The organism is Amycolatopsis sp. NPDC047767 (assembly GCF_040704195.1).
Lineage (GTDB): Bacteria > Actinomycetota > Actinomycetes > Mycobacteriales > Pseudonocardiaceae > Amycolatopsis.
On record NZ_JBEYSJ010000026.1, the window covers coordinates 111,173 to 133,975 of the forward strand.

Annotated in this window: 25 protein-coding genes, 1 tRNA gene and 1 pseudogene; 21 read left to right on the forward strand and 6 right to left on the reverse strand. The window is 69.7% G+C overall.

Features of this window, described 5'->3' with window-relative positions:
* The first annotated feature begins 414 nt into the window (after window positions 1-414).
* The gene (locus AB0878_RS35435; RefSeq protein WP_366584776.1) at window positions 415-606 is read left to right on the forward strand and encodes a hypothetical protein; all 192 of its coding nucleotides are present in this window, start codon (window positions 415-417) and stop codon (window positions 604-606) included.
* 199 nt (window positions 607-805) lie between these two features.
* Here AB0878_RS35435 and AB0878_RS35440 read toward each other — a convergent pair.
* Window positions 806-878 (reverse strand) — tRNA-Arg (locus tag AB0878_RS35440).
* A 1,560-nt stretch (window positions 879-2,438) separates the two neighbouring features.
* Window positions 2,439-2,783: a hypothetical protein gene (locus tag AB0878_RS35445; protein ID WP_366584778.1), complete on the reverse strand. Its 345-nt coding sequence runs from the start codon at window positions 2,781-2,783 to the stop codon at window positions 2,439-2,441.
* A gap of 503 nt (window positions 2,784-3,286) precedes the next feature.
* Here AB0878_RS35445 and AB0878_RS35450 point away from each other — a divergent pair.
* From AB0878_RS35450 to AB0878_RS35475, 6 genes are all read left to right on the forward strand, one after another.
* A complete protein-coding gene (locus tag AB0878_RS35450) occupies window positions 3,287-3,865 on the forward strand; it encodes a VOC family protein (protein ID WP_366584780.1) in 579 nt (192 codons plus the stop codon).
* Window positions 3,862-4,263, forward strand: coding sequence for a nuclear transport factor 2 family protein (locus tag AB0878_RS35455; protein ID WP_366584783.1), 402 nt, complete (start codon window positions 3,862-3,864; stop codon window positions 4,261-4,263). Before AB0878_RS35450 ends, AB0878_RS35455 begins: the two co-directional genes overlap by 4 nt.
* The gene (locus AB0878_RS35460; protein ID WP_366584785.1) at window positions 4,263-5,099 is read left to right on the forward strand and encodes a fumarylacetoacetate hydrolase family protein; all 837 of its coding nucleotides are present in this window, start codon (window positions 4,263-4,265) and stop codon (window positions 5,097-5,099) included. Before AB0878_RS35455 ends, AB0878_RS35460 begins: the two co-directional genes overlap by 1 nt.
* Window position 5,100: 1 nt before the next feature.
* Complete coding sequence (locus AB0878_RS35465) at window positions 5,101-5,739, forward strand: TetR/AcrR family transcriptional regulator (RefSeq protein ID WP_366584787.1); 639 nt, start codon at window positions 5,101-5,103, stop codon at window positions 5,737-5,739.
* 165 nt (window positions 5,740-5,904) lie between these two features.
* On the forward strand, window positions 5,905-6,642 hold the full coding sequence (locus AB0878_RS35470) for an SDR family oxidoreductase (protein ID WP_366584789.1): 738 nt from the start codon (window positions 5,905-5,907) through the stop codon (window positions 6,640-6,642).
* 35 nt (window positions 6,643-6,677) lie between these two features.
* Complete coding sequence (locus AB0878_RS35475; protein WP_366584791.1) at window positions 6,678-7,592, forward strand: NADP-dependent oxidoreductase; 915 nt, start codon at window positions 6,678-6,680, stop codon at window positions 7,590-7,592.
* Window positions 7,593-7,666: 74 nt separating this feature from the next.
* Here AB0878_RS35475 and AB0878_RS35480 read toward each other — a convergent pair whose 3' ends face one another.
* The 4 genes from AB0878_RS35480 to AB0878_RS35495 are packed head-to-tail and all read right to left on the reverse strand — an operon-like array spanning window position 7,667 to window position 10,210.
* Complete coding sequence (locus AB0878_RS35480; protein ID WP_366584793.1) at window positions 7,667-8,161, reverse strand: flavin reductase family protein; 495 nt, start codon at window positions 8,159-8,161, stop codon at window positions 7,667-7,669.
* A gap of 20 nt (window positions 8,162-8,181) precedes the next feature.
* Window positions 8,182-9,108, reverse strand: a complete 927-nt coding sequence (locus tag AB0878_RS35485) for an alpha/beta hydrolase (RefSeq protein WP_366584795.1) — start codon at window positions 9,106-9,108, stop codon at window positions 8,182-8,184.
* A gap of 44 nt (window positions 9,109-9,152) precedes the next feature.
* Complete coding sequence (locus AB0878_RS35490; protein ID WP_366584797.1) at window positions 9,153-9,755, reverse strand: NADPH-dependent FMN reductase; 603 nt, start codon at window positions 9,753-9,755, stop codon at window positions 9,153-9,155.
* Between the two features lie 5 nt (window positions 9,756-9,760).
* Window positions 9,761-10,210 carry a RidA family protein gene (locus AB0878_RS35495; RefSeq protein WP_366584799.1) on the reverse strand — a complete coding sequence of 150 codons (450 nt, stop codon included), beginning with the start codon at window positions 10,208-10,210 and terminating at the stop codon, window positions 9,761-9,763.
* Between the two features lie 114 nt (window positions 10,211-10,324).
* On the opposite strand from AB0878_RS35495, the gene AB0878_RS35500 reads away from it, so the two are divergent.
* From AB0878_RS35500 to AB0878_RS35565, 14 genes and pseudogenes are all read left to right on the forward strand, one after another.
* Window positions 10,325-11,722 (forward strand): amidohydrolase family protein, encoded by a 1,398-nt coding sequence (locus AB0878_RS35500; RefSeq protein ID WP_366584801.1) that lies wholly within the window; start codon window positions 10,325-10,327, stop codon window positions 11,720-11,722.
* An 89-nt stretch (window positions 11,723-11,811) separates the two neighbouring features.
* Complete coding sequence (locus AB0878_RS35505; protein ID WP_366584803.1) at window positions 11,812-12,792, forward strand: tRNA U-34 5-methylaminomethyl-2-thiouridine biosynthesis protein; 981 nt, start codon at window positions 11,812-11,814, stop codon at window positions 12,790-12,792.
* A complete protein-coding gene (locus AB0878_RS35510) occupies window positions 12,785-13,618 on the forward strand; it encodes a hypothetical protein (protein WP_366584805.1) in 834 nt (277 codons plus the stop codon). The genes AB0878_RS35505 and AB0878_RS35510 overlap by 8 nt, the downstream gene beginning before the upstream one ends.
* An 18-nt stretch (window positions 13,619-13,636) precedes the next feature.
* Window positions 13,637-13,933, forward strand: coding sequence for a BMC domain-containing protein (locus tag AB0878_RS35515; RefSeq protein WP_220244443.1), 297 nt, complete (start codon window positions 13,637-13,639; stop codon window positions 13,931-13,933).
* Between the two features lie 52 nt (window positions 13,934-13,985).
* Entirely contained in the window at window positions 13,986-14,330 is a 345-nt protein-coding gene (locus AB0878_RS35520; RefSeq protein WP_366584808.1) for a BMC domain-containing protein, read from the forward strand.
* Complete coding sequence (locus tag AB0878_RS35525) at window positions 14,327-14,605, forward strand: EutN/CcmL family microcompartment protein (RefSeq protein WP_366584810.1); 279 nt, start codon at window positions 14,327-14,329, stop codon at window positions 14,603-14,605. The genes AB0878_RS35520 and AB0878_RS35525 overlap by 4 nt, the downstream gene beginning before the upstream one ends.
* Window positions 14,602-15,666, forward strand: a complete 1,065-nt coding sequence (locus tag AB0878_RS35530; RefSeq protein WP_366584812.1) for a PEP/pyruvate-binding domain-containing protein — start codon at window positions 14,602-14,604, stop codon at window positions 15,664-15,666. Before AB0878_RS35525 ends, AB0878_RS35530 begins: the two co-directional genes overlap by 4 nt.
* A 43-nt stretch (window positions 15,667-15,709) precedes the next feature.
* Entirely contained in the window at window positions 15,710-17,533 is a 1,824-nt protein-coding gene (locus tag AB0878_RS35535; protein WP_366584814.1) for a PEP-utilizing enzyme, read from the forward strand.
* 3 nt (window positions 17,534-17,536) lie between these two features.
* The gene (locus AB0878_RS35540) at window positions 17,537-18,238 is read left to right on the forward strand and encodes an HAD-IA family hydrolase (RefSeq protein ID WP_366584816.1); all 702 of its coding nucleotides are present in this window, start codon (window positions 17,537-17,539) and stop codon (window positions 18,236-18,238) included.
* A 17-nt stretch (window positions 18,239-18,255) separates the two neighbouring features.
* Entirely contained in the window at window positions 18,256-18,927 is a 672-nt protein-coding gene (locus tag AB0878_RS35545) for a histidine phosphatase family protein (protein ID WP_366584818.1), read from the forward strand.
* Between the two features lie 26 nt (window positions 18,928-18,953).
* Window positions 18,954-20,420: a 2-hydroxymuconic semialdehyde dehydrogenase gene (locus tag AB0878_RS35550; protein WP_366584820.1), complete on the forward strand. Its 1,467-nt coding sequence runs from the start codon at window positions 18,954-18,956 to the stop codon at window positions 20,418-20,420.
* Window positions 20,421-20,430: 10 nt separating this feature from the next.
* Entirely contained in the window at window positions 20,431-21,243 is an 813-nt protein-coding gene (locus tag AB0878_RS35555) for a fumarylacetoacetate hydrolase family protein (RefSeq protein WP_366584822.1), read from the forward strand.
* Complete coding sequence (locus AB0878_RS35560; protein WP_366584824.1) at window positions 21,243-22,175, forward strand: acetaldehyde dehydrogenase (acetylating); 933 nt, start codon at window positions 21,243-21,245, stop codon at window positions 22,173-22,175. The genes AB0878_RS35555 and AB0878_RS35560 overlap by 1 nt, the downstream gene beginning before the upstream one ends.
* A gap of 76 nt (window positions 22,176-22,251) precedes the next feature.
* Window positions 22,252-22,803, forward strand: a pseudogene (locus AB0878_RS35565) (4-hydroxy-2-oxovalerate aldolase); the annotation flags it as partial.

The window sequence follows — 22,803 nt, forward strand, 5'->3', positions numbered from 1 at the left end:
CAAGGGGGCACTTCCGTGCGGTCTGGACCGTGCCTGCTGAACTGCCCCCTTGACGCAGCGTGATAGCCCTCGGCGAGATGGCGACAGGTCACTCACGAACGCGACTTGCCCGCGCTTCTCGACCATCTCGGAGACCTGCCCGTCCGGCGAGGACATGTTCTTTCTTCTTGTCGTCGACCCTCCGGTGCAGCCGCCGGCCGGTCGCGTGGGTGCCGGAGGCGGGCCCCGCGCGTGCCGGCCGATAGCGGCGCGGCCCCGGAGGGGCCGCCTTGATTGGGACACGTCGATCAACTTCGACGCTGGGACGGTGCGGTTTCACGGCACCGTGATCCGGGTTACCAGGCTAGGACTATTCGTTCAGGAGCACACGAAGAGCCGCGCCGGGATGCGCACCGTACGGCCCCGGTTTGGGTCATGGACATCCTGAAGAGGCGCCACGCCGATGCCGCGCCCGCGTGGGTGTTTCCTTCGGCTGCGGAGACGCTCAGAGATCCGGACAACACTCGCGCGCGGATCCGCAGGGTGGTCGCCCAGACGCCATTCGAAGGGTTGCACCCGCACGACTTCCGGCACTACGTCGCTGGCGTCCTCGACGATGCCGGTTGACGGCGCGCGAGATTGCCGACTACGTCGGGCACGAGCGCATCAGCACGGCCCAGGAGGACTACATGGAGCGCGGGTTGAAGGCGATCACGTCGGACCAGCGCCGGCGACTCGCCCGAAGATTGAACTTCCCAGACACGAGGATTAAGCATGGGCTCCCGGCAAACAAATCCCCTGGCCACACCCGTGACCAGGGGTTTTGTGCCCCCGGCAGGATTCGAACCTGCGACACCCGCTTTAGGAGAGCGGTGCTCTATCCCCTGAGCTACGAGGGCATGCGGACGTACCTTAGCACCCCGGGAGTACCACTCCCGAAGCTCAAGCCGCCGCAGCTCAGGCCGATCGCGTGGGCCATCGCGGCGAAGGGCAGAGTGATCTACGCCGAATTCGTGATGGCGACGCCGTGGGCGGCCCCGCGGGCTCGCCCGACAACCACGACGTCGGACGTGCGGTAACGACCCTCGACGGTCGAGGCGGTAACGCGGTCGTCGGGCTCTCGGCGAGGTCGACTTCGGGCATCCTCCCGCGGCGATTGCTCGGTCCAGCCGAACAAAGTCGTGCCATTCAGGTCCACCCCGGCCTCGGCGGCGATGCCTTTGTCCGCCGCAGGCGCGCGGCAGATATCAGGGATCGATTGGCGCGGGTCAGCGAAACACCGTGAGCCTCAGCCTCGACAGCCTCCGGGGACAGGTCGGATTCAAGCCAGGCCGAAAGTGATCGTCACCACTGCCCTGGGCAGGAGCAGACGTTAGGCCGTCTCCTCCGCGGCGACGTCCTCGGCGTGAACAGCAGCATCGCCAGCAAAGTCGTGGTGTGGCAGAAGTAGGTAGAGGGAGACCAAGACGTCCGCTTCCGCCGGCGGCTCCGTGACGCACCACCGCGGCGATTGGTCGTGGAACCGTTCCGCGGTCAGCGCTACGGCCGGTCCGCCTCGACGCGACATTCGGGGAAGTACGCGTGACAAGGACGAAGATGCCGACCTGTCGTGCGGACTCATACAAGCAGGGTGGGCGGCGCATCGCCGGCATTGATCAAGGTGCGGGAAACTGAGTTCGCCCGTTGGACACCGAGGGCACGCGGTCGTGGTATTACCTCGACGAAACAGGGCCGCAGGTGCTCGGTCTGGTCGAATGCACGTACGGGCGCCCGCAGTCGGGCCCGGCCCCACCGGGAAACTGGCCACTCGACCCACTGGTGGAAGACGGGTTGTCTCGGTCGAGACAATCTGAAGCTCCTCGTGGACCCGCCGAGCAGCCTGTAGCTGAGCGGCGCCCAGCACGAAGGTGGGATCAACGACGACCGAGCGGTCGCTCACCGATCACTCAACCCGATCCACGTAGGCAACGTGACGTTCAGCGAATACCAGATAACGGAGTAGGGCATGACGCTGCATGGTCGGGGCAGGTACGTGACGACCATGTCTACCTACAAAGCGTTGGACATCGCGCAGATCCACCGCTCCAGAATTCGACACACCAAGCCTCACGGACACGCCAACGGAGTATCGTAACGTCCACTGGCGGTTTTTTCACATTTCCCGACTTGGACGCCCCCAACTTTGCAGGCGCACCAATTACTTTTGAATGCCGTCAATCACGGATCGAACGTTCGCCGCAGTGGGATGCACCTGCCCGTACGACGAGATTAAATTCGTAAGCACCGGCGGCGAGGTGCACATTCCAATCTGTCGGCGTAGTTCCGTTGGCCGCGGATCCCGATCGCCATATACTGTCAGTTCGTCGGCAAGAAGCGCCCCCGCGACATCAACAGCATTGTCGAACTCTCCCAGCGATGCACAACAGAGAGCTTGCTGGAACCGACAACGTAACACGAACTCATCGGGTGATGCCGAGCCGGTGTAGCTCTACGATGGCGATGCGCTGCTTCAGCGGAACCACGTCGTCGTCGAGAATGGCCGAGCGATGGTCGCCTGGGACTGCGTAAAGTCTCCGCGCAAGAGGTTGACGACAGACCAGCTGAAGCTCGCCAACGGCCTGGGCGCCCTGCTCACAAAAGATCCCCTCCACGGCCACCGTACGGTGATCTAGTCGTCGATGGGGAAGGAAACGTTTCCCGTCGTTCGGCTCGTCGGTTCCGTGGAAGAGGCCGTCTCCCAGCTGCAGGGCCAGGGCAGCACGAAGGTCGGTGGTGTGCCGCAGACCGGAGGCGAAGGTTTCCAACCGTGGGAACAACTCGCCAAGCCGGCCATGCCGGCCCCGATTGAGGACCACGCTCGGAGCGAGTTGTTAACAGCAGCAGCATTCCGATCGCGCCGGGGAACACCGCCGGGATCGTGTAGTTCCCGAGGTAGAGCTCCCAGGCGGGCCAGATGCGCAGCAGGCCGTCGGCCCACGCCAAGTACCAGTCGGGTTGCGAACCGGCCGAGACCTGCGACGGGTTGTACGGGCCGATGTTCCAGATCTCAGGACGTGCGCACGGTCGTCGAGTTTGCCGGGCCGGTGGTGCGCCACTAACCCCGACGTGGCTCGCGGTGCGGCGCTCGGATCACCTGATCGAGGTGCTCGACATCGCGACCGGAGCGGTGCTGCGCCGCGGTGAAACCGGTGGCTGACCAGGTCGAACGTCGATCCACACTCGCCCGGCAACAGTGGCGACGCAAACTTGACTTGGAGTCAAGTCAGTCTTAGCTTCAAGGGATCGAACCGACCTCGGAGGAGGAAACGTGGCTTCACCGGCGAAGCTCTCCCACGTCGTCCTGTACAGCAGGCAGGTGCCGGCGATGCGGGACTGGTACGTGAAGACCCTCGACGGCCGGGTGGTGCACGAGACGCCCGGCATGGTTTTCGTGACCTACGACGACGAGCACCACCGCATCGCGGTCGCGGACCCGACGTCGGCGATGGCCGACGGGGAGGTCGCGGCGCTGCTGGGCGGCCCGAAGACGGAGCTGTCGGCCGAGGAGCTGGCGGCGCTGCCGTTGCACGGGCTGGCGCACGTGGCGTTCACCTACGGCAGCCTGCGGGAGCTGCTCGAGACGTGGGAACGCCTTGACGCCGAGGGGGTGCGGCCGCTGCAGGCTGTCAACCACGGGCCGACGACGTCGGTCTACTACGCCGATCCCGACGGCAACCAGATCGAGCTCCAGATCGACAACTTCCCGACCACCGAGGAGGGCACGGCCTTCATGCAGTCCGAAAGCTTCGCGCGCAATCCGTTCGGAGTGGTGTTCGACCCCGCCGCACTGCTCACCGAGCTGCGCGCGGGGAAGACCGAGGCCGAGCTGACGGTGCCGACGTGGTGAGCGAGGCGCGGTTCGCGTGCGAGGACGTGGTGCGCACGTCGTTCCGGCTCATCGACGAGGGCCACGCGAGCGAGTCGGCCGAGTGCTACACCGCCGACGCGACGCTGGTGATGACCAGTACGAAGGAGATCCGCGCGGAGGGCGCGCAGATCCGCGAGGCCATGCGCCGCCGGGAGCAGGAGGACCGGCCGACGCTGCACGTGGTGTCGCCGTCGTGGTTCGACCTCGACGGCGACCGCGCCGAATGCCGCTGCGACCTGCAGGTGTACGCCCTCAGCGACCCGGCCGCGCCGCCGCACCTGCGGACGGTGAGCCGCGTCCACGACGTCCTGACCCGCGAAGCGGGCCGCTGGCGCATCGCCGAACGCCGCATCACCGTGCTGGCCGGGGGCGCCTGATGCGGCTCTACCGGACCACGCAGGGGCTGGCCCGTGGCGAGGGCGACGAGCTGCTGTTGCTCGACGCACCGCACCACGACGTCGCCGAGCTCCTGGTGGACAAGGCGCAGAACGCGCCCGTGCGGGGCCGGGTGCCGCTGTCGGAGGCAACGCTGCTCGCGCCCGTGGCGCAGCCGAAGACCGTGGTGATCGTCGGGGCCAACTACGCCGGGCACATCGCGGAAGCGGGCCTGAAAGTCCCGGCCACACCGGCGTTTTTCCCGATCACGCCGGGGCCGGAGCTGTTCATCGGGACCGGGAAGCCGATCGTCCTGCCGGCCGAGGCGCCGGATCGGGTCGACTACGAAGCCGAGCTCGCCGTTGTCCTCGGGGCGCCGGCGCAAGACGTCCAAGCCAGGGACGCGGCCGGGTACATCGCGGGGTTCACCGTCGCCAACGACGTGTCGGCGCGCGACGTCCAGTTCCGCGGGATGCGCGACGGTGCCGTCGTCGACCTGTCGCTTCTCCAGCGCGCCAAGGGATTCCCGACGTTCAAGCCGCTCGGCCCCGCGCTCGTGACGCCGGACGAGCTCGGCGAAGACGTCGCCGTCACCACCCGGGTGAACGGCGTGCTCAGGCAACAGGGGCGCACGAGTGAGATGCTGTTCCCGGTGGCCGAGCTCGTCGCGGCTGTTTCGGCGAAGGTCCCGCTCGCGGCGGGAGACGTCATCCTCACCGGAACGCCCGCCGGCGTCGCACTCGCGTCAGGTGAGTACCTGCGGGCGGGTGACGTCGTCGAGGTGAGTGTGGAGGGGATCGGCAGCCTGCGCAACGAGGTGAGCACAGGAGGCAGCTGACATGAGTTCCGAGAAGCGCACGGCGCCGCCCCGCGGGCAGCGGCGCGCGGCGCTGATCGAGGTGGCCGCCGACCTGTTCGCCCGCAAGCCCTACGACGAGATCTACATCAGCGAGATCGCCGAGGCCGCGGGCGTCGCGCACGGGCTGTTGTTCTACCACTTCAAGGACAAGCGCGGCCTGTACCTCGCGGTGCTGCAGCAGGCGCTCGACGAGCTCATCGAGCTGCACCGCCCCCGCGACGACGAGCACACGCGCGAGCAACGCATGCGCGGCCTGCTGCGCCGCCACATCGAGTACCGGCGCGCGCACGTCCACACCATGCTCGCGTTCATCCGCGCCGGCGGGCAGGACCCGGAGGTGGACGAGCTCTTCGAACGCGCCCGCCGCGCCGGCGCCGAGTTCGTGGTCGACCTGCTGGGCCTCACCACGGAACCGCCGCCGCGCGTGCGCGTCGCGATCCGCGGCATCATGGGCATGCTCGACGAAACCACGCTCGACTGGCTCACCCACGACTGCGACGTGCCCGCCGCCGAGCTCGAAAGCCTCGTGTACGACGCGGTTGTCGCCATTCTCGCCACGGTGTCGTCGGCGCACCCCGAGCTGGGCGACGTGGTCGCGGAGCTGCACGCGGCCGCCTGATGGGTACCCACGCCAAGGACAGGCGCGTGAACTCTCCGGGCGGGTAAATCTGGACCTCCAGGGGAAATTCGCTCCCGCGAGCGCAAGCGTTCCGGGGTCGGCGGCAGATTTCCCACGGCACCTCGCGATGAGCCACCGCGAGGCCCAAGGTGGGCCGGAGGAATCATGAGTCTCGACGGAAAAGCAGCGCTCGTCACGGGTGCCTCGAGCGGAATCGGCAAAGGCGTCGCGGAACGGCCGGCCAAGGACGGCGCCCGGGTGATCGTCGCCCATCATCCGGCCCAGCGGCGGCAGGCCGAGGAGGTGGTCGGCGGCATCGCCGCCCACGGTGGCACCGCGATCACAACGGCGGCCGACGTCGCCGACGCCGCACAGGTGCGGGGCCTGTTCGACGTCGCCGAGACGGAGTTCGGCGGGGTGGACATCGTCGTGAGCAACGCGGCCGACTACCGCTTCAAGAGCTTGGCCGGCAGCACCGACGAGGACTTCGACACCGTTTTCGCCACCAACACCCGCGCCGGCTTCGTGGCCATGCGGGAATCGGCGCTCCGCATGCGGACCGGCGGGCGAATCGTGATGATCTCCGCGGGGCTCACGCTCATGCCCACGGCCGGCACGGCTCTCTACGCGTCGAGCAAAGCGGCCCTCGACCACCTCGTCCGGGTGGCGGCCGTCGAGCTCGAGCCCAAGCACATCACCGTGAACAGCGAGCTGCCCGGCATGGTCAGGACTCCCTCGACGGCGCACTTCTCCGACGAGGAGATCGCCGCCGAAGCCCAGAGCACCCCGCTCGGCCGCATCGGCGAACCGGCCGACATCGCCGACGTCGTGGCTTTCCTGGTCTCCCACGACGCCCGCTGGGTCACGGGGCAGCGCATCAGCGCCGGTGGCGGTAAGTTCTGACCACCACGGTCCTTCTCCTGCAGAGGCTGGGAATCATGAAAGCCATCACCGTCCAGGATCGCACCGCCGGCGTCGGCGGCATGTCCCTTGTGGACCGTCCCCATCCGCACGCCGCGGAGAACGACGTGATCGTGCGGGTGCACGCGGCCGGCTTCACGCCCGGCGAGCTGGAGTGGCCCGGCACGTGGACCGACCGCGCCGGGCGGGACCGGACGCCGAGCGTGCCCGGGCACGAGCTGTCCGGGGTGGTGGCCGAGCTCGGGTACGGCACGACCGGGCTCACGGTGGGGCAACGCGTGTTCGGGCTCGCCGACTGGACGCGCGACGGGTCACTCGCCGAGTTCACGGCCGTGGAGGCGCGCAACCTCGCGCCGCTGCCTGCCGACATCGACCACTCCGTCGGCGCGGCGCTGCCGATCTCCGGGCTGACGGCGTGGCAGGCGCTGTTCGACCACGGCCGGCTCGAGCCCGGGCAGACGGTGCTGGTCCACGGCGCCGCGGGCGGCGTCGGGTCGATCGCCGTGCAGCTCGCACGGGAGGCCGGGGCGACCGTGATCGGCACCGGGCGGGCGCACAACCGAGAGGCGGCCCTCGATCTCGGCGTGCACTCGTTCGTGGACCTGGAGGCCGACCGGCTGGAAGACGTCGGTGAGGTCGACCTGGTGCTGGACGTCTTCGGCGGGGACACCGGGGACCGTTCGGCCGGGATCGTCCGCGCCGGCGGGACGCTGGTGACCATCGCGGGACCGCCCAACGCGTGGCCGCGGGATGGGCGCGCCGTCTTCTTCGTGGTCGAAGCCGATCGGGCAAGGCTGGCCGACCTGGCGCAACGGGTCCGCGACGGACGGCTCCGGGTGCTCGTCGGTGCCGTTCACCCGCTGGCGGAAGCCGCGACCGCGTTCGCACCGGGCCGGCGCAGCCAGGGAAAAACGATCATCCGCACCAGCTGAGCCGGCGTGAACGCGCGGGATCAAGCGCGTTCACGCCGAATTTGCAATCGTTTGCAAGCTGGCACGGAAATACTTCACGCACTCTGGGCCAGCAACGAATGCGTGCCGAACGTCCGCGAGTGGTACGTCAGCGGAGCCGCCGTGGCCGTGGAAGCCGAGACGACCTGTCCGAAAAGGACGATGTGGTCACCGCCTTCGACCTCCTGGCTCAGCGTGCACGCCAGCCATCCGGGAACGCCCGCCAGCCGGGGCAGTTCGTTGTCGTGCTGCCAGTCGACGCCGGCGAACTTCTCCCCCATTTCGAGCTTCTTCGCGAACGACCGTGCCGTCTCGGCCTGTGCCGCACCGAGGACGTTCACCCCGAAGCGCTGCGACTTCCGGATCAGACCCAGGAGCCGCGACGTTTTGTCCAGCGACACCAGCACCATCGGCGGGTCCATGGACAGCGAGGTGAACGCGCTGACCGTCGTCCCGTGCGGCGCGCCCTCGTGGAACGCGGTCACCACCGAGACCGGGGTGGCGACTCCCGCCATGACCTCGCGAAAGTCGTTCTGCAACTGCGTGAGCATGCTACCTCCTTGTGGCACGGCTAACGTCGGTCGAAAAGATCCACAATGGACTCGGTGAGATCACCGCGGTCATCGGCGAGCGCGTCGAGCTCGTCGAAGTGGTTGAAACCGGGCCGCGGCAGACAGCGAACGTCCAGGCCGTGCGCCTTCGCCGCGGCGAAGTAGTCGGTGGACTGGCGCACGAACTCCGCCGTCTGCTCCGTGCCGTAGGTGATCACCAGCGGCGGCATCGTCTCCGGCAGCGCGAGCACCGGACTGTTACGCAGCACCTGATCCGCCGTCAGCCGCAGATCGGCCTGCACCGAGGTGAACGGCAGCGGCCGCAGGTCGAACAGGCCGCTGATCGCGCACCCGCCCTTGATCACCGACGGATCGATGCCGTAGTTCTCGGCCCAGCGCGTGGCCAGCACCATCGCAACGCCGTGCCCGCCGGCCGAATGCCCGGCGACCACCACCCGCCGCGGATCCGCGCCGTACGAGGCGATCGAGCGCACCGTCCACGCGACCGCCGCGCGCTCCTGCCGGACGATCTCGTCGAGCGACACCGCCGGGCACAGCGAATACGTCGGGATCACCACGGTCACCCCGCGCGCCACCAGGCCGGCCGCGGCGAAGCTGAACTCCGCCGACGTCAGCGCCCGCCAGTACCCGCCGTGCAAGAACACCACCACGGGCCCGCCCGGCGAACCGGGGAACACGTCGAGCCGCTCGTCGACGGTCGGGCCATAGGGGATGTCGAGGAAACACTCGAGCCGGCCGCGGGTTTCGGCACTGCGGGCGACGAAACTCGCGGCCACCGCGGGGAAGTCGGGCACCGTCCACTCGATGTCGTACTCGCGCGTCAGCTCACCCGCGTCGGTGAACCGGCGCCCGCTCGGGGCGAGGTAGAGCGTTTCACCGGTCGGACGGACGCCCGGCGGCGCACCGATGTCGGGCGGACTGTCCACAAGGCACCATCCCTTCGTCGGAATCGTCAGGAGGGTCAGGAGCGTCAGAAAACGAATTCCCGTTCCCGCGGGTCGAGGCCACGCGCCTTGGTGCTCTGGGTGAATTCCACGAAGTCGGACAGGAACCGGCGAAGCAGCGCCCGAACCTCTTCGTCCTTCAGGTTTCCCTCGTCGTCGAACTTCATCTTGCCCAGGCCGACGGCGACCTCCGGCCGGCCCATCAGCATCGCGTCGAAGAACAGCAGGGCACCGCGCAACGCCGACTGGCCACGCAGCGTGCCGCCGGTGCCGATGCTCGCGCCGACCAGGCCGATCGGCTTGAACCGCAGGCAGTTGAACGGGGGCGGGAAAGAGAGCCAGTCGAGCAGGTTCTTGAACGCGCCCGGCACGCTGTTGCAGTACTCCGGCGTCGCGATCACGAGGCCGTCCGCCGCGCGCACCTGCTCCGCGACGGCCCGCACCACCGCGGGCGGCTGCCCGTCTTCGAGGAGGTCGACGTTGAGGTTCGGTACCTCGCTCCAGTCGCCGAGGAGGTCGAGGGTGACGCCGGCGGGTGCCTCGTCAGCGAGGGCTTTCAGCAGCCCGTGGTTGTAGGAGCCGGAACGAAGGCTGCCGCAAATTCCGAGAAGGCGAAGATCTTTGGTCATGAGAATCAGCCGCTCTGATCCAGGACCACGGGACCAGAACGAGCTGGCACGGCCGCGATCGCGTTGACTTCGAAATGAAGACCCCTGGGCACGAGACGGGAAACCTCGACGGTGGTCGAAGTAGGCATCACGGGGAACAGTTCGCGCATCACGGTCGTGACGATCGCATTGTCCCGTTCGACATCGGTCAGGAACTTGGTGAGGGAAACTACGTGCTCCAGGCCCGCTCCCGCAAGCTCCAGAACCCTTGCGAGATAGCGGAAAGCCCGGCGCACCTCGGCTTCGACCTCCGGTGAGTCGTCGTCGCCGTCTGGTACACCCGGACACCCCGAGACGAAAACGAGTTCGCTGCCCGGCGAAATCCGGATCGCCGGTGTGAACGGCAAACCGGGAGTGCGGAAGATTTCGGAAGCGTCGCCATAGGACGTGAACGCTGGAGATCGAGTGTCGTGCACGACGGTGCACCTTTCGTCTTACAAACGTTTGCAGTACTATAAGCAGGCGTTCCGGACCCGTCAAGCAACGATTCAGCCGACGGCGGCGCACCACATCCAAGGAGGCATCAGCCCGTGAAGAAGACCTTGCTCAAAGGCGGCTCGGTCCTGACGATGGACCCGGCGCTCGGCGATTTCCGCGGCGACGTGCTGATCGGCGACGACAGGATCCTCGACGTGGCACCGAAGATCGACGAGAGCGAGGTCGACGAGATCATCGACGCCGCCGATTCGATCGTGCTGCCCGGACTCGTCGACTGCCACAACCACATGTGGCAGGCCCCCATCCGCGGCCTCGCCTCGAACTGTTGGGGCCGCGAGTACTTCGGTGTCATCCACCCCCTCGCCGGCCGCTACCGCCCGCAGGACATGCACGACGCGACGTTCGGCGCCGGCGCGGAGCTGCTGCTCAACGGGGTGACCACGGTGTTCGACTTCTGCCACGCCACCAACTCGCCCGAACACGCCGAGGCGTCGCTGGAAGCACTGGAAGCCGTGGGAATCCGGGCCGTGTTCGGGTTCTGCTTCCGGCCGCGGCCCGAAGCGGGCACCAGTTCGTTCGACACCCTCGACGAGCGCATCGCCGTGCTGCAACGGCTCGCGAATGCCCGCGCCACCACCGACCGCGTGCAGCTCGGCGTCGCGCTGAACAACATCGACCACGTCTCGCTCGAAGCCCACGCCCGCGAGGTCAAGGCCGCCCGCGAGATCGGGCTCGTCTCCACGCTGCACTCCAACCTGCAGGGCCAGGTCACCTCGTCGCACGAGCTCGGCCTGCTCGGCCCCGATGTCCTCTGGGTGCACGCCGGCCCGGCGACCGACGCCGAGCTCACGATGCTGCGCCAGAACGGCGGCACGATCGTCAGCACGCCCCAGATCGAGGCCGGGCACATGGGCGTGGTCCCGATGATCGGGCGCGCGGTGCAACAGGGAGTACCGCTCGTCTTCGGCGTCGACGCGACCGCCGCCGTGAGCGGTGATTTCCTCACCCACCTCAGGATCGGCCACGCGCTCAGCCGCCTCACCGAGGTGATGGCCGAGCGCCAGGTCGGCCGCTCCGGTGTCCGGACACCGACCTTCCCCTCGATCGACGCGCCCGCGTTGCTGCGCATGGCCACCCTCGACGCGGCCCGCGCGCTCGGCCTCGACGACCGCGTCGGCAGTCTCACCCCGGGCAAGCAGGCCGACGTCCTCGTGCTGCGGACAGGCCCCTTCGGACTCGCCGCGAGCTCCGTGGCCGACCACGTGGTTTTCCAGGCGTCCGCGCGCGACATCGACCTCGTGTTCGTGGACGGCGTCCCCCGCGTCCGGGCTGGCGCCCTCGCGGGCGTGTCCCTGCCCGAATTGCGCGCCCGCCTGGACGGAGTGCGCGACTGGGTCCTCGGCCGCGCCCCGGGCAGCCACTGGACCGAGCTGACCGCCGAAGACCGCAAGCGCTACGAAGAAGGTCAGGGCAAGGCCACCCCGGCCTGACGGGGCCCGCGCGGCGGCTGAAATTCGTGTCCGGGTGCACCGGACAACAACACGAACCCGCGGCGGTCTGCGGCCTAACGTCAACCAGCATGTCACGGGTATTCCACTTATCGCCGGCCGGCGAGCGGGCCCGAACGCCGCAGGCCCAGCCGGCCGAGCCGGCCGCGCCGGAGCCACCGCGGGCCGGCATCGTCGCGGGTTACCTCGCTCCGCACCCGCCGCACCTGATCTACGCGGACAACCCGCCGCAGAACGAGCCGCGCAGCACCGGCGGCTGGGAAACGCTGCGGTGGGCCTACGACGAGGTCCGGCGCCGGATCCGGGAGCTGCGGCCGGACGTGCTCGTGGTGCACGCGCCGCACTGGATCACCATGGTCGGCCACCACGTCAACTGCGTGCCCAATCCGCGCGGGGTGTCGGTCGAGCCGATCTTCCCGAACCTGTTCCGCTACCACTTCGACTTCCGCACCGACGTGGAGCTCGCGGAGGCCATGGTGGGCAGTTTCGAGGAGCACGGCCTGGTCACACGGGCCATGCGGGAGCCGGGTGTGCGCGTGGACTACGCGACGATCGGCGCGCTGCACATGGCGAACCCGCGCTGGGACATCCCGGTCGTGTCGATCAGCGCCAATAACAACCCGTACTTCTACGCCGACGCCGAGCTGGAGCAGATGGACGTGCTCGGCACCGCGACCCGCGTCGCGATCGAGCGGACGGGACGGCGGGCGGTGCTGCTGGCGTCGAACTCGTTGTCGCACCTGCACTTCGACCGCGAGACCGAGTTGCCCGAGGACATGGGCCGCGAGTACGCGTACAACAACGACCAGTACCGCGCCGACATGAAGCTGCTGGAAACCGCGCGCAGCCAACCGACTTCGGCGTTGCGCACGGCGATCCCCGAGCACATCGAGGCCAGCGAGGCCGAGACGAAGTCGGGCAGCCTGAGCTGGCTGCTGGCCGCGCTGGGCTGGCCGGACACCACCGGCGACATCCTGGGCTACGGCACGATCATCGGCACCGGCAACGCCGTGGTCGAGTGGCGCCCCGAGGGGGTGCGCGCTCGTGGCTGACGCCGTGGTCGCCGCCGCCCTCGTGCCGGGCATGCCGCAGCTGCTCGCGAAGAGCCCCGCGCCGAGCTGGGCCGACCTGCGGGCGGGCGTCGAGCAGGTCGGCGAGGACTTCCGCGAGGCCGGAGTGGACACCGTGCTGCTCATGTCGACGCAGTGGTTCACCGTGCTCGGGCACCAGTTCCAGCTGGACCCCAACCCGCGCGGCGAGCGGATGGACGAGAACTGGTACGCCTACGACTACGGCCGCATCAGCTACGACCTGCAGGTCGACACCGACCTCGCCGAACGCTGGGTCGGCCTGACCGCCGACCGCGGCCTGCAGGCGCGGCGCACGCGCTACGACGGTTTCCCGATCGACACCGGCACCGTCACCATCGCGAACCTGCTCGACCCCGGGCGGCGCTTCCGGTACGCGATGGTGTCCTGCAACCTCTACGCCGAGGTCGACAACATCGCCACGCTCGGCGAAACCGGTGTCGCCGCCGCGGCCGCGACCGGCCGCCGGGTCGGCGTGGTCGTGGTGTCCGGCCTGTCCGCCGGGCTCATCCAGCGCTGGATCGAACCGTCCGAAGACGGCATCGCCACGCCCTGGCAGGACAAGTGGAACCGCCGGATCCTCGACGCGCTCGTGCGCGGCGACGTGAAGGAGGCCCTGGACCTGCGCGAAAGTTTCGCCCGCGAAGCCGCGGCCGACAGCCAGTTCCGCGCGCTGGCCTTCCTGCTCGGCGCCGGTGTGCTGGACCAGCCCGGCGAACTCCTGTCCTACGGCCCGATCTGGGGCACCGGCGCCGCGGTCGTCCGCTGGCGTCCCGCCACTTCCCGCTAGTCAGAAAGAGAGAGCCCCATGGCCAACACCGCGGTCGGATTCGTGGAGACGGAAGGGTTCGTGCCGATCTTCGACGCCGTCGACGCGATCGTCAAAGCCACCAACGTGACGGTGGAAGGCGTCGTGCGCCTCGGCGGCGGCATCGTCGCGGTCGCGCTGTCCGGCGACCTCGCCACCGTCGAGGAAGCGACCGAAATCGCCGAGGAAACCGCGAAAGCGGTGTCGGGTGCGCAGGTGCGTTCGGTGGTGTTCGCCAACCCGTGCGACGCCGTCGCGGCCGTCGCCGCCCACACCGCCCTGCTCGAAGGCAACTGAGCCAGCACTGCGCTCACCGCAGAACGCTCACCGCAGAACAAGGAGAACACCCATGGCCGGCAACACGAATTCGGCTGGCGCGATCGGTGTCGTCGAGACCCGCGGCATCGTGGCGCTCACGGCGGGGATCGAGGCGATGATCAAGACCGCCGACGTCCGGTGCATCGCGGTCGACCGCGTGTCCAGCGGCTACCTCGTGGCCGCGATCCAGGGCCAGCTGGCCGCCGTCCGCCAGGCGCTCGACGCCGGCACCGCCGCCGTGAAGCGTTACGGCGACCTGCGCGCCGCCCAGATCTACCCGCGCCCGAGCGAGGCCGCGGCCACGCTGCTCGAGACCCGCCGCGCGGAGTCGTTCCGCGAAGCCGTGCTGGAGTTGCCGAGCGGGGGCCAGTCGTGATCCTCGGCCGCGTCATCGGCCGGGTGTGGTCCGACCGGCAGCTGCCCGGGCTGTCGACCCGGCGGCTCGTGCTCGTCCGCGCGATCGGCGTGGACACCATCACCGTCGCGGTCGACCTGCTCGACGCCAGCCCCGGGGCCACCGTCCTCGTGAACACCGACGAAGCGGCCGCCGCGGCCACCGGCGAAGCGACGGTCGACGCCGCCGTGGTCGCGCTGGTGTCCGACTACGACGAACCCAGCGACCGCGAGAACAAGGAAAGGACCGATCGATGACCGCAGCGAGCACTCTGCACATCGGGATGGGCGACAACGCTGTCACCACCGCACAGGCCGGTGGCAAGGGTCGCTCGCTGGACACGTTGTGCCGCCTGGGAGTCCGGGTTCCCGAAGCGTTCGTGGTGACCACGGACGCCTACCGCGCGGCGGTGACCGGCGGCTTGGGCCAGGAGCTGGACCGCCGGATCGGCGCACTGCACCCGGAAGCCGACCTCGACGTGCTGACGGAGGAGTCGGCCGCGATCCGCGAGCTGCTGTTCGCCGAGACCGAGCAGCACGGCGCCGACGCCGACATCCGCGCGGCCTACGCGGAGCTCGCCGAGCGCACCGGCGTCGCCGAGCCGCCCGTGGCGGTGCGGTCGAGTTCGGCCGCGGAGGACTCCGCGGACCGCAGCTTCGCCGGCGAGCACGACAGCTATCTCTGGGTCATCGGCGCCGACGAGGTGTCGGCCGCCGTCCGGCGCTGCTGGGCGAGCCTGTTCACCGCGCGCGCCATCAGCTACCGGGCGCGTGACGGGGTCGAGAGCACCGACGACGCCATGGGCGTGGTCGTGCAGCGCATGGTCGACGCGAGCGCGGCCGGCGTGTTCATGACCCTCAACCCCGCCAACGGCGACCGGTCGAAGGTCGTCATCGAGTCCGTGTGGGGCCTGGGCGAACCGCTGGTGAGCGGGACGGTGACGCCCGACCGGTTCGTGGTCGACAAGATCACCCGCGAGATCCTCACCCGCGACATCGCCGAGAAGGCCACCCGCGCGACCCGCGACCCGGAGACCGGCAAGGGCATCGCGACCGTGCCCGTCGACGACGCGGACCGGTCCCAGCCGTCCCTCCACAAGGGACACATCGAGCAGCTGCTCGAAATCGCGGCGCTGATCGAGAAGCACGCCGGCACCCCGCAGGACGGCGAGTTCGCCATCGACGGCGACGACGTGCACGTGGTGCAGGCCCGCCCGGAAACCGTGTGGAGCACCAAACCGCCGAAGCAGGTGTCGCAGGAGAACCGGGGCGCGCTCGCCCACGTGCTCGCGGCGCTGACCGGCGGCGCAAAACCCTGACCCGCATCCCCCACTGACTGCGCAGACGAGAAAGGGACCGACGATGGTCGCTTCCACCTTCCCCGGGCCGTTCGACCTCGACCCACCGCAAGGTGCCGAGGGCTGGGAATCGCTCTACAACTGGTACCACCTGTTCGGCGAGGACCGCCGCAAGGCCGACGAGGGCAAGTTCTGGTTCCAGGACGCCCTGCACCACCCCTACGTGCTGCACCCGTACGACGAGATCCAGTGCGAGTGCTGGTGGCAGGCCCTCGGCGCGATGAACACGCGCGTGTTCGCGGTACCGCCGGCGTTCGGCCTGGAGCAGCGCATCCTCAACGGCCGCCTGTACGTCTCGCCGGTCGCCGCGCCGGCCGACCAGATCGCCGCGCGGGCCGAGGAGTTCGGCGAGCGGGCCGGCCACTACTACGAGCGCTGGGACGAGATCTACGCGGAGTGGAAGGAAAAGGTCGCCGAGCGCATCAAGCTCATCCGCGGCCTGAGCTTCGCGCCGCTGCCGGAGCGCGAGCCGCTGTCCACTGTGACCGGACACCTCGGACACTCGGCCGGGTATCGCTGGGAACGCGACTTCAGCCTCATGATCACCACGATGTACGAGACGTACCAGTGGCACTTCGAGATGCTGAACATCGGTTACGCCGCGTACCTCACGTTCTTCCAGTTCTGCCAGAACGCCTTCCCCGGCATCGGCGACCAGTCCGTGTCGCGGATGGTCGGCGGCCTGCACGTGGAGCTCTACCGGCCCGACGACGAGCTCAAGCGCCTCGCCAAGGAAGCCGAACGCCTCGGCGTGAGCGACACGATCCTCAACGCCTCCCACCTCGACGCGGCCCTCGCCGTGCTGAGCGGCACGGAGTCCGGCCGCGCCTGGGCCGAGGACTGGGAAGCCACCAGGGATCCGTGGTTCCACATCAACGCCGACCCCGGCCACCCCGGCGGCGACCACCGCTTCGGCACCTGGGACGACCACCCGGACATCCCGTTCGGGGCCGTGCGCACCTACCTCGAACGCCTGCGCAAGGGCGAGGTCATCGACCGCCCGACCGAGCGGGTGCTGGCCGAACGTGAGCGCATCACCGGCGACTACCGCGCCCTGCTCAACCCGGCCGACGTGGACCTGTTCGACGAGCTGCTCGCGCTGGCGCGCAAGGTGTTCGTCTACATCGAGGAGCACGTGCTCTACATCGAACACTGGATGTGGGCCGCGTTCTGGGGCAAGTCCAAGGAGCTCGCCCGGTCCCTGGTGGACATGGGTGTGTTCGACGACCCCGAGGACCTGTTCTTCCTGCGCCGCACCGAAGTCGCGGAGCTGATCTTCGACACCGTCGCCTCGTGGTCGACCGGCGCGCCCGGCCGGGGTCGCGCGCACTGGACCCCGATCATCGCCGAGCGCCGCCGCATCTTCACCGCGCTGGAAGCCTGGGAGCCGCCGCCCGCGCTCGGCCCGCCGCCGGAGGCCGTCGCCGAACCGCTCACGGTCATGCTGTGGGGCATCACCACCGACTCCGTCGCGGGCTGGCTGGCCGACTCGGAAACGGAAGACCCCGGCACGCTGCGCGGGGTCGCCGGTTCACCCGGGGTGGTCGAGGGACCGGTGCGCGTGGTGCGGTCCGTGGCCGAGCTGGCCGAGGTGCAGGACGGCGACGTGCTGGTCTGCCCCGCCACCTCACCCGCATGGGCGCCGGTGTTCTCGCGGATCGCCGCGACCGTCAGCGACGTCGGCGGCATCATGAGCCACACCGCGATCGTCTGCCGCGAGTACGGCCTGCCCGCCGTGGTCGGCACCGGCCGTGCGGTCTCGACGCTGCGCACCGGCCAGCGCGTGCGCGTCGACGGTGACACCGGCGTCGTCACGGTCCTGGACTGATCCGTGACCTTCGAAGAACCCTGGTCGCGGCCCGGCCGCGGTCGTGCGCTCCGGCGCGCGGCCGCGGTCCGGTCCCGGGCGGACACGCCCACGCTACGGCTCACGACCATCGTGCTCGACCTCGGCGGCGTCGTCGTGCCCACGCTGTTCGAGGTGGTCGACGACCCGACGTTCCCCAAGGGCCCGTTCGGCGACGACAAGCTCTACGACGGGGTCGAGCAGGGCAAGCAGCAGGAGCGCGACTACTGGGCCGAGCTGTCGCAACGACGGCCGGACCTCGACCTCGGCGCGTTCATGCGGACCCGCATCAGCGTGCGCGACGAGGTGCGCGCGATGCTGCGCGACATCGGCGGCCGCGTGCGCCTGGCCGCGCTCACCAACGACATGGGCCACTGGTTCGGCCAGGACTGGGCGGCGAAGTTCCCCGAGTTCGGTGGCTTCGACCTGCTGCTCGAAGCCGGCCGCTACGGCGTGCTCAAGCCCGACCCGTCGGTGTTCCGGTGGGCGCTCGGGCAGCTGCGGGAAGAGCCGGCGAGCTGCCTGTTCGTCGACGATCTGCCGTCGAACCTCGCCGGGGCGCGTGCCGTCGGGATGGAGACCGAGCACTTCGCCGTCGGTGACCCCGCGGGTTCGGTGAAACGCATCCTCGACCGCGTTGGCCTGCACCCGGCCCGCTCCAGCCACCGCGTGTTCCGCCCGAGCTGACCGACCTGGAGGCACCGATGATCCTGCACCTCGTCCGCCACGGCGAGACGGCCAGCTACGAAAGCGACGCCGGCCTCACCGAACGCGGCATCGAGCAGGCCCGGGCGCGCGGCGAGAGCCTCGCGGCCGAACTTCCCGACGGCACGGCGGTTTCCGTGGCCTACGCGCCCACCGCGCGGGCGCGGCAGACCGCCGAGGTGCTGCACGCGACCCTCGCCGGCGCGCCCGGGCTGAAACTCGGCGGCAACGAGGTCGCGCCGGAGTTCCGCAACCTCCAGCTCCGCGTCGACGGCCGGGACTACGAACCCACCCAGGTGCGCGAGCTCATCCCGGCCGCCGGCGGCGCCGGCTGGGCCGAAGAGGCCCGGCGGTTCTGGCAGGCGCACGAAGACGGCGACGCGATGGGGTTCTGGCTGCAGATCCCGCTGCTCTGGCACGAATCGCCGGACGCGGTCGTGCGCCGGTTCCTCGCCGCCACCGTGGCCGCGGCCGACCGCGTGCCGGCCGACGAGCACCTCGCCGTCGCCACGCACTCCGGGTGCATGCGCGCGGTCGTCGCGTGGGCGGCCGGGCGCGACCTGGGGGAACCCGACAACGCCGAGGAAGTCGTCCTCGTGCCCACCGGCGGGTCGGTCGCGGTCACCTACCGCGGCGAGACCTGGCACCACACCGTGCCCGAGCACGCGTGAACAGTTCCGACGAAAGGAAACCAGTGATGCCGCAGGGGATCCCGAAGGCGTTGCGCAACTTCATCGGGGGCGAGTTCGTCGACGGCCCCCGCACCTTCGACAAGGTGAGCCCCGTCGACGGTTCGCTGATCGCGAAGGTGCACGAAGCCGACCAAGAGCTCGTCGACCGCGCGGTGCGCAGCGCCAGGCAGGCGCTGAACGGCGCGTGGGGCAAGACCACGGCGACCGAGCGCGTCGCCCTGCTGCGGCGGGTCGCGGACCGGATCGAGGAGCGCTTCGACGACCTGCTCGCGGCCGAGATCGCCGACACCGGCAAGCCCGTCGCACTGGCCACGAACCTCGACGTGCGGCGCGCGTCGGCCAACTTCCGCGCGGCCGCGGACATCATCGCCGGGACGGGGCTCGACTCGTTTCTCACCGACGTCGCGACCGGGCAGGCGCTGAACTACGCGATCCGCAAGCCGCTGGGCGTGGTGGGCGTGATCGTGCCGTGGAACCTGCCGTTGCTGCTGCTGACGTGGAAAGTCGCGCCAGCGCTGGCGAGCGGCAACGCCGTGGTGGTGAAGCCTTCGGAGGAGACGCCGTCGAGCGCGACGCTGCTGGCGGAGATCCTCGCCGAGGCGGGGATGCCGGCCGGCGCGTTCAACGTCGTGCACGGCTTCGGGCCCGCGTCCGCGGGTGAGTTCCTCACGACGCACCCGGACGTCGACGGCATCACCTTCACCGGCGAGTCGGCCACCGGCTCGGTGATCATGCGCGCGGTCGCGCCCCACGTGCGGCCGGTTTCGTTCGAGCTGGGCGGGAAGAACGCCGCGGTGGTGTTCGACGACGCCGACCTCGAGCGGGCGGTCGACGGGCTCGAACGGTCCGTGTTCACCAACACCGGGCAGATCTGCCTGTGCACCGAGCGCGTCTACGTGCAGCGCGGCGTCTTCGACGAGGTCGCCTCCGGTCTGGTCGAGCGGGCGAAGGCGCTGCGCTTCGGCCGGCCCGACGATCCCGCCACCACCACCGGGCCACTGATCTCCCAGACGCACCGGGAAAAGGTCATGTCGTACTACGCCGTGGCCGAGAAGGAAGGCGCCGAGCTCCTCGTGGGCGGCGGCATCCCCGAGCTCGGCGCGGATCTCGCCGGCGGCGCGTGGGTGGAACCCGCGCTGTGGACCGGCGTGGACAACTCCGCCCGTGTGGTGCGCGAGGAGGTGTTCGGGCCGGTCGCGACCCTCATCCCGTTCGACACCGAGGACGAGGCGATCCGCCTGGCCAACGACACGTCGTACGGCCTCGCGTCCTCGGTGTGGACCACGAACCTCGAGCGCGGCCACCGCGTCGCCGCCGCGATGCGCGTGGGCATGTCGTGGGTGAACACGTGGTACCTGCGGGATCTGCGTTCGCCGTTCGGCGGCGTCGGGCTTTCGGGCATCGGCCGCGAAGGCGGCGTGCACTCGCTGCACTTCTACAGCGAGCCCACCAACATCTGCATCCAACTGTGAGGCGTCCTCGATGACAACGACCAAAACCGCCTTCGCGACGGCCGTGGAGACCGCGGCGGGGCGGCTGATGCGCGCCGAGCAGACGCGCACCCCCGTGGAACCGGTGCGGGACCTGATCGGCGACGCGCACGTCGACCTCGCCTACGCGGTGCAGGCGGCGGTGCTGGAGCGCAAGCTCGCGGTGCCGGGCCGGCGCGTGGCGGGACGCAAGATCGGCCTGACGTCGGTGGCCGTGCAGAAGCAGTTCGGCGTGTTCCAGCCCGACTTCGGTGTGCTGCTCGACGACATGGTCTTCGGCGACCGGGCCGAGCTGCCGCTGGCGAAGTTCCTGCAGCCGCGCGTGGAAGGCGAGGTCGCGTTCGTGCTGGGCGCCGACCTCCCCGCCGGCGCGACGCTGGTCGACGTGCTGCGCGCGACGGAGTTCGTGCTGCCGGCCATCGAGATCGTCGACTCGCGCATCGCCGGGTGGGACATCAAGATCGCCGACACCGTCGCGGACAACGCGTCCAGCGGCGCGGTCGTGCTCGGGACGACGCCGAAGAAGCTCTCCGACGTCGACCTGCCTTCGCTGGGCCTGAGCCTGGAGCACGGCGGCGAACCCGTGTCGACGGGCGTCGGCGCGGCCTGTCTCGGCTCGCCGGCCAACGCCGTGGCCTGGCTGGCCACCGAGGTCGCCCGGCGTGGTGCGCCGCTGCGCGCGGGTGAGGTCGTGCTCGCCGGCGCGTGGGGGCCGATGGTGGCGGTGCCGGAACCCGGTACCTACCTGGCCCGCTTCGAAGAGGTGGGCGAAGTGCGCGTGACGTTCACCGGAGAGGACGCCTGATGGCCACGCCCGTCGCGATCATCGGGTCCGGCAACATCGGCACGGACCTGATGTTCAAGGTCAAACGCCTGTCGGACCAGCTGGAAGTCGCCGCGCTCGTCGGCATCGACCCCGCGTCGGACGGCCTCGCCCGGGCGAAGCGGCTCGGGATCGCCACCACGTCCGACGGCGTGGAGGGGCTCGTCAAGCTGCCGGAGTTCGCCGGCGTGCGGCTGGTGTTCGACGCGACTTCGGCCGGTGCGCACAAGCACAACTACGAGGTGCTGCGCGAGTACGGCCTGCCGATGGTGGACCTGACACCGGCGGCGATCGGCCCGTACGTGGTGCCGCCGGTGAACCTCGACGCCCACCTCGGTGCGGCGAACGTCAACATGGTCACGTGCGGCGGCCAGGCGACCACGCCGATCGTCGCCGCGGTGTCGGCCGTGACGCCGGTGGCGTACGCGGAGATCGTCGCGTCCATCGCGTCGCGCTCGGCCGGGCCGGGCACGCGGGCGAACATCGACGAGTTCACCGAGACGACCGCGCGGGCGCTCGAAGTCGTGGGCGGCGCGGAGCGGGGCAAGGCCGTGATCATCCTCAACCCGGCGGAGCCGGCGATGAAGATGCGAGACACGGTCTTCTGCCTGGTCGAACAGTCCGAAGTGGACGAATCCGCGGTGAGTGCGTCCGTCGAGGACATGGTGGCACAGGTGCAGAAGTACTTACCCGGCTACCGGTTGAAGCAGCAGGTGCAGTTCGACGCGGTGGACCACCCGTTCGTACCGGGGCTCGGGCGGGCGTTCCGCGGGGTCAAGGTGTCGGTGTTCCTCGAGGTGACCGGCGCCGGGCACTACCTGCCGGACTACGCCGGAAACCTGGACATCATGACGTCCGCGGCCCTGCGCACCGCCGAGCGTCTGCTGGAACTGAAGGAAGGGGCGGCGCGGTGACGGAGCAGTTGTACGTCCAGGACGTGACGCTGCGGGACGGCATGCACGCGATCGGGCACCAGTACTCGGTCGAGCAGTGCGGACGATCGCGGCCGCGCTGGACGCGTCCGGGGTGGCGGCGATCGAGGTCGCGCACGGCGACGGGCTGGCCGGGTCCAGCGTGATCTACGGCCACGGCGCCGCAGCGGATTCCGGGTGGATCGCGGCGGCGGCCGAGGTGGTGTCACGGGCGAAGCTCACGACGTTGCTGCTCCCGGGCGTCGGCACGATCGACGATCTGCGGGCGGCCCGGGATCTCGGGGTGTCGAGTGTGCGCATCGCCACGCACTGCACCGAGGCCGACATCGCGATCCAGCACATCGGCTGGGCGCGGGAGAACGGCATGGACGTCGCCGGGTTCCTGATGCTGAGCCACATGAACTCGCCCGAGGACCTGGCGAAGCAGGCGAAGATCATGGAGGACGCGGGCGCGCACTGCGTGTACGTCACGGATTCCGGTGGGCGGCTGACCATGAGCGACGTCGCCGCTCGGGTCGACGCGTACCGCGAGGTCCTCGACCCGGACACGCAGATCGGCATCCACGCCCACGAAAACCTGTCGCTGTCGGTGGCCAACAGCGTCACCGCG

Bases quoted from the DNA above. Each gene is read 5' to 3' on its own strand.
- AB0878_RS35435 (WP_366584776.1), top strand. From the start codon at position 415: ATGGACATCCTGAAGAGGCGCCACGCCGATGCCGCGCCCGCGTGGGTG.
- AB0878_RS35460 (WP_366584785.1), top strand. From the start codon at position 4,263: ATGCGGCTCTACCGGACCACGCAGGGGCTGGCCCGTGGCGAGGGCGAC.
- AB0878_RS35465 (WP_366584787.1), top strand. From the start codon at position 5,101: ATGAGTTCCGAGAAGCGCACGGCGCCGCCCCGCGGGCAGCGGCGCGCG.
- AB0878_RS35470 (WP_366584789.1), top strand. From the start codon at position 5,905: ATGAGTCTCGACGGAAAAGCAGCGCTCGTCACGGGTGCCTCGAGCGGA.
- AB0878_RS35475 (WP_366584791.1), top strand. From the start codon at position 6,678: ATGAAAGCCATCACCGTCCAGGATCGCACCGCCGGCGTCGGCGGCATG.
- AB0878_RS35480 (WP_366584793.1), bottom strand. From the start codon at position 8,161: ATGCTCACGCAGTTGCAGAACGACTTTCGCGAGGTCATGGCGGGAGTC.
- AB0878_RS35490 (WP_366584797.1), bottom strand. From the start codon at position 9,755: ATGACCAAAGATCTTCGCCTTCTCGGAATTTGCGGCAGCCTTCGTTCC.
- AB0878_RS35505 (WP_366584803.1), top strand. From the start codon at position 11,812: ATGTCACGGGTATTCCACTTATCGCCGGCCGGCGAGCGGGCCCGAACG.
- AB0878_RS35515 (WP_220244443.1), top strand. From the start codon at position 13,637: ATGGCCAACACCGCGGTCGGATTCGTGGAGACGGAAGGGTTCGTGCCG.
- AB0878_RS35520 (WP_366584808.1), top strand. From the start codon at position 13,986: ATGGCCGGCAACACGAATTCGGCTGGCGCGATCGGTGTCGTCGAGACC.
- AB0878_RS35530 (WP_366584812.1), top strand. From the start codon at position 14,602: ATGACCGCAGCGAGCACTCTGCACATCGGGATGGGCGACAACGCTGTC.
- AB0878_RS35535 (WP_366584814.1), top strand. From the start codon at position 15,710: ATGGTCGCTTCCACCTTCCCCGGGCCGTTCGACCTCGACCCACCGCAA.
- AB0878_RS35545 (WP_366584818.1), top strand. From the start codon at position 18,256: ATGATCCTGCACCTCGTCCGCCACGGCGAGACGGCCAGCTACGAAAGC.
- AB0878_RS35550 (WP_366584820.1), top strand. From the start codon at position 18,954: ATGCCGCAGGGGATCCCGAAGGCGTTGCGCAACTTCATCGGGGGCGAG.
- AB0878_RS35555 (WP_366584822.1), top strand. From the start codon at position 20,431: ATGACAACGACCAAAACCGCCTTCGCGACGGCCGTGGAGACCGCGGCG.
- AB0878_RS35560 (WP_366584824.1), top strand. From the start codon at position 21,243: ATGGCCACGCCCGTCGCGATCATCGGGTCCGGCAACATCGGCACGGAC.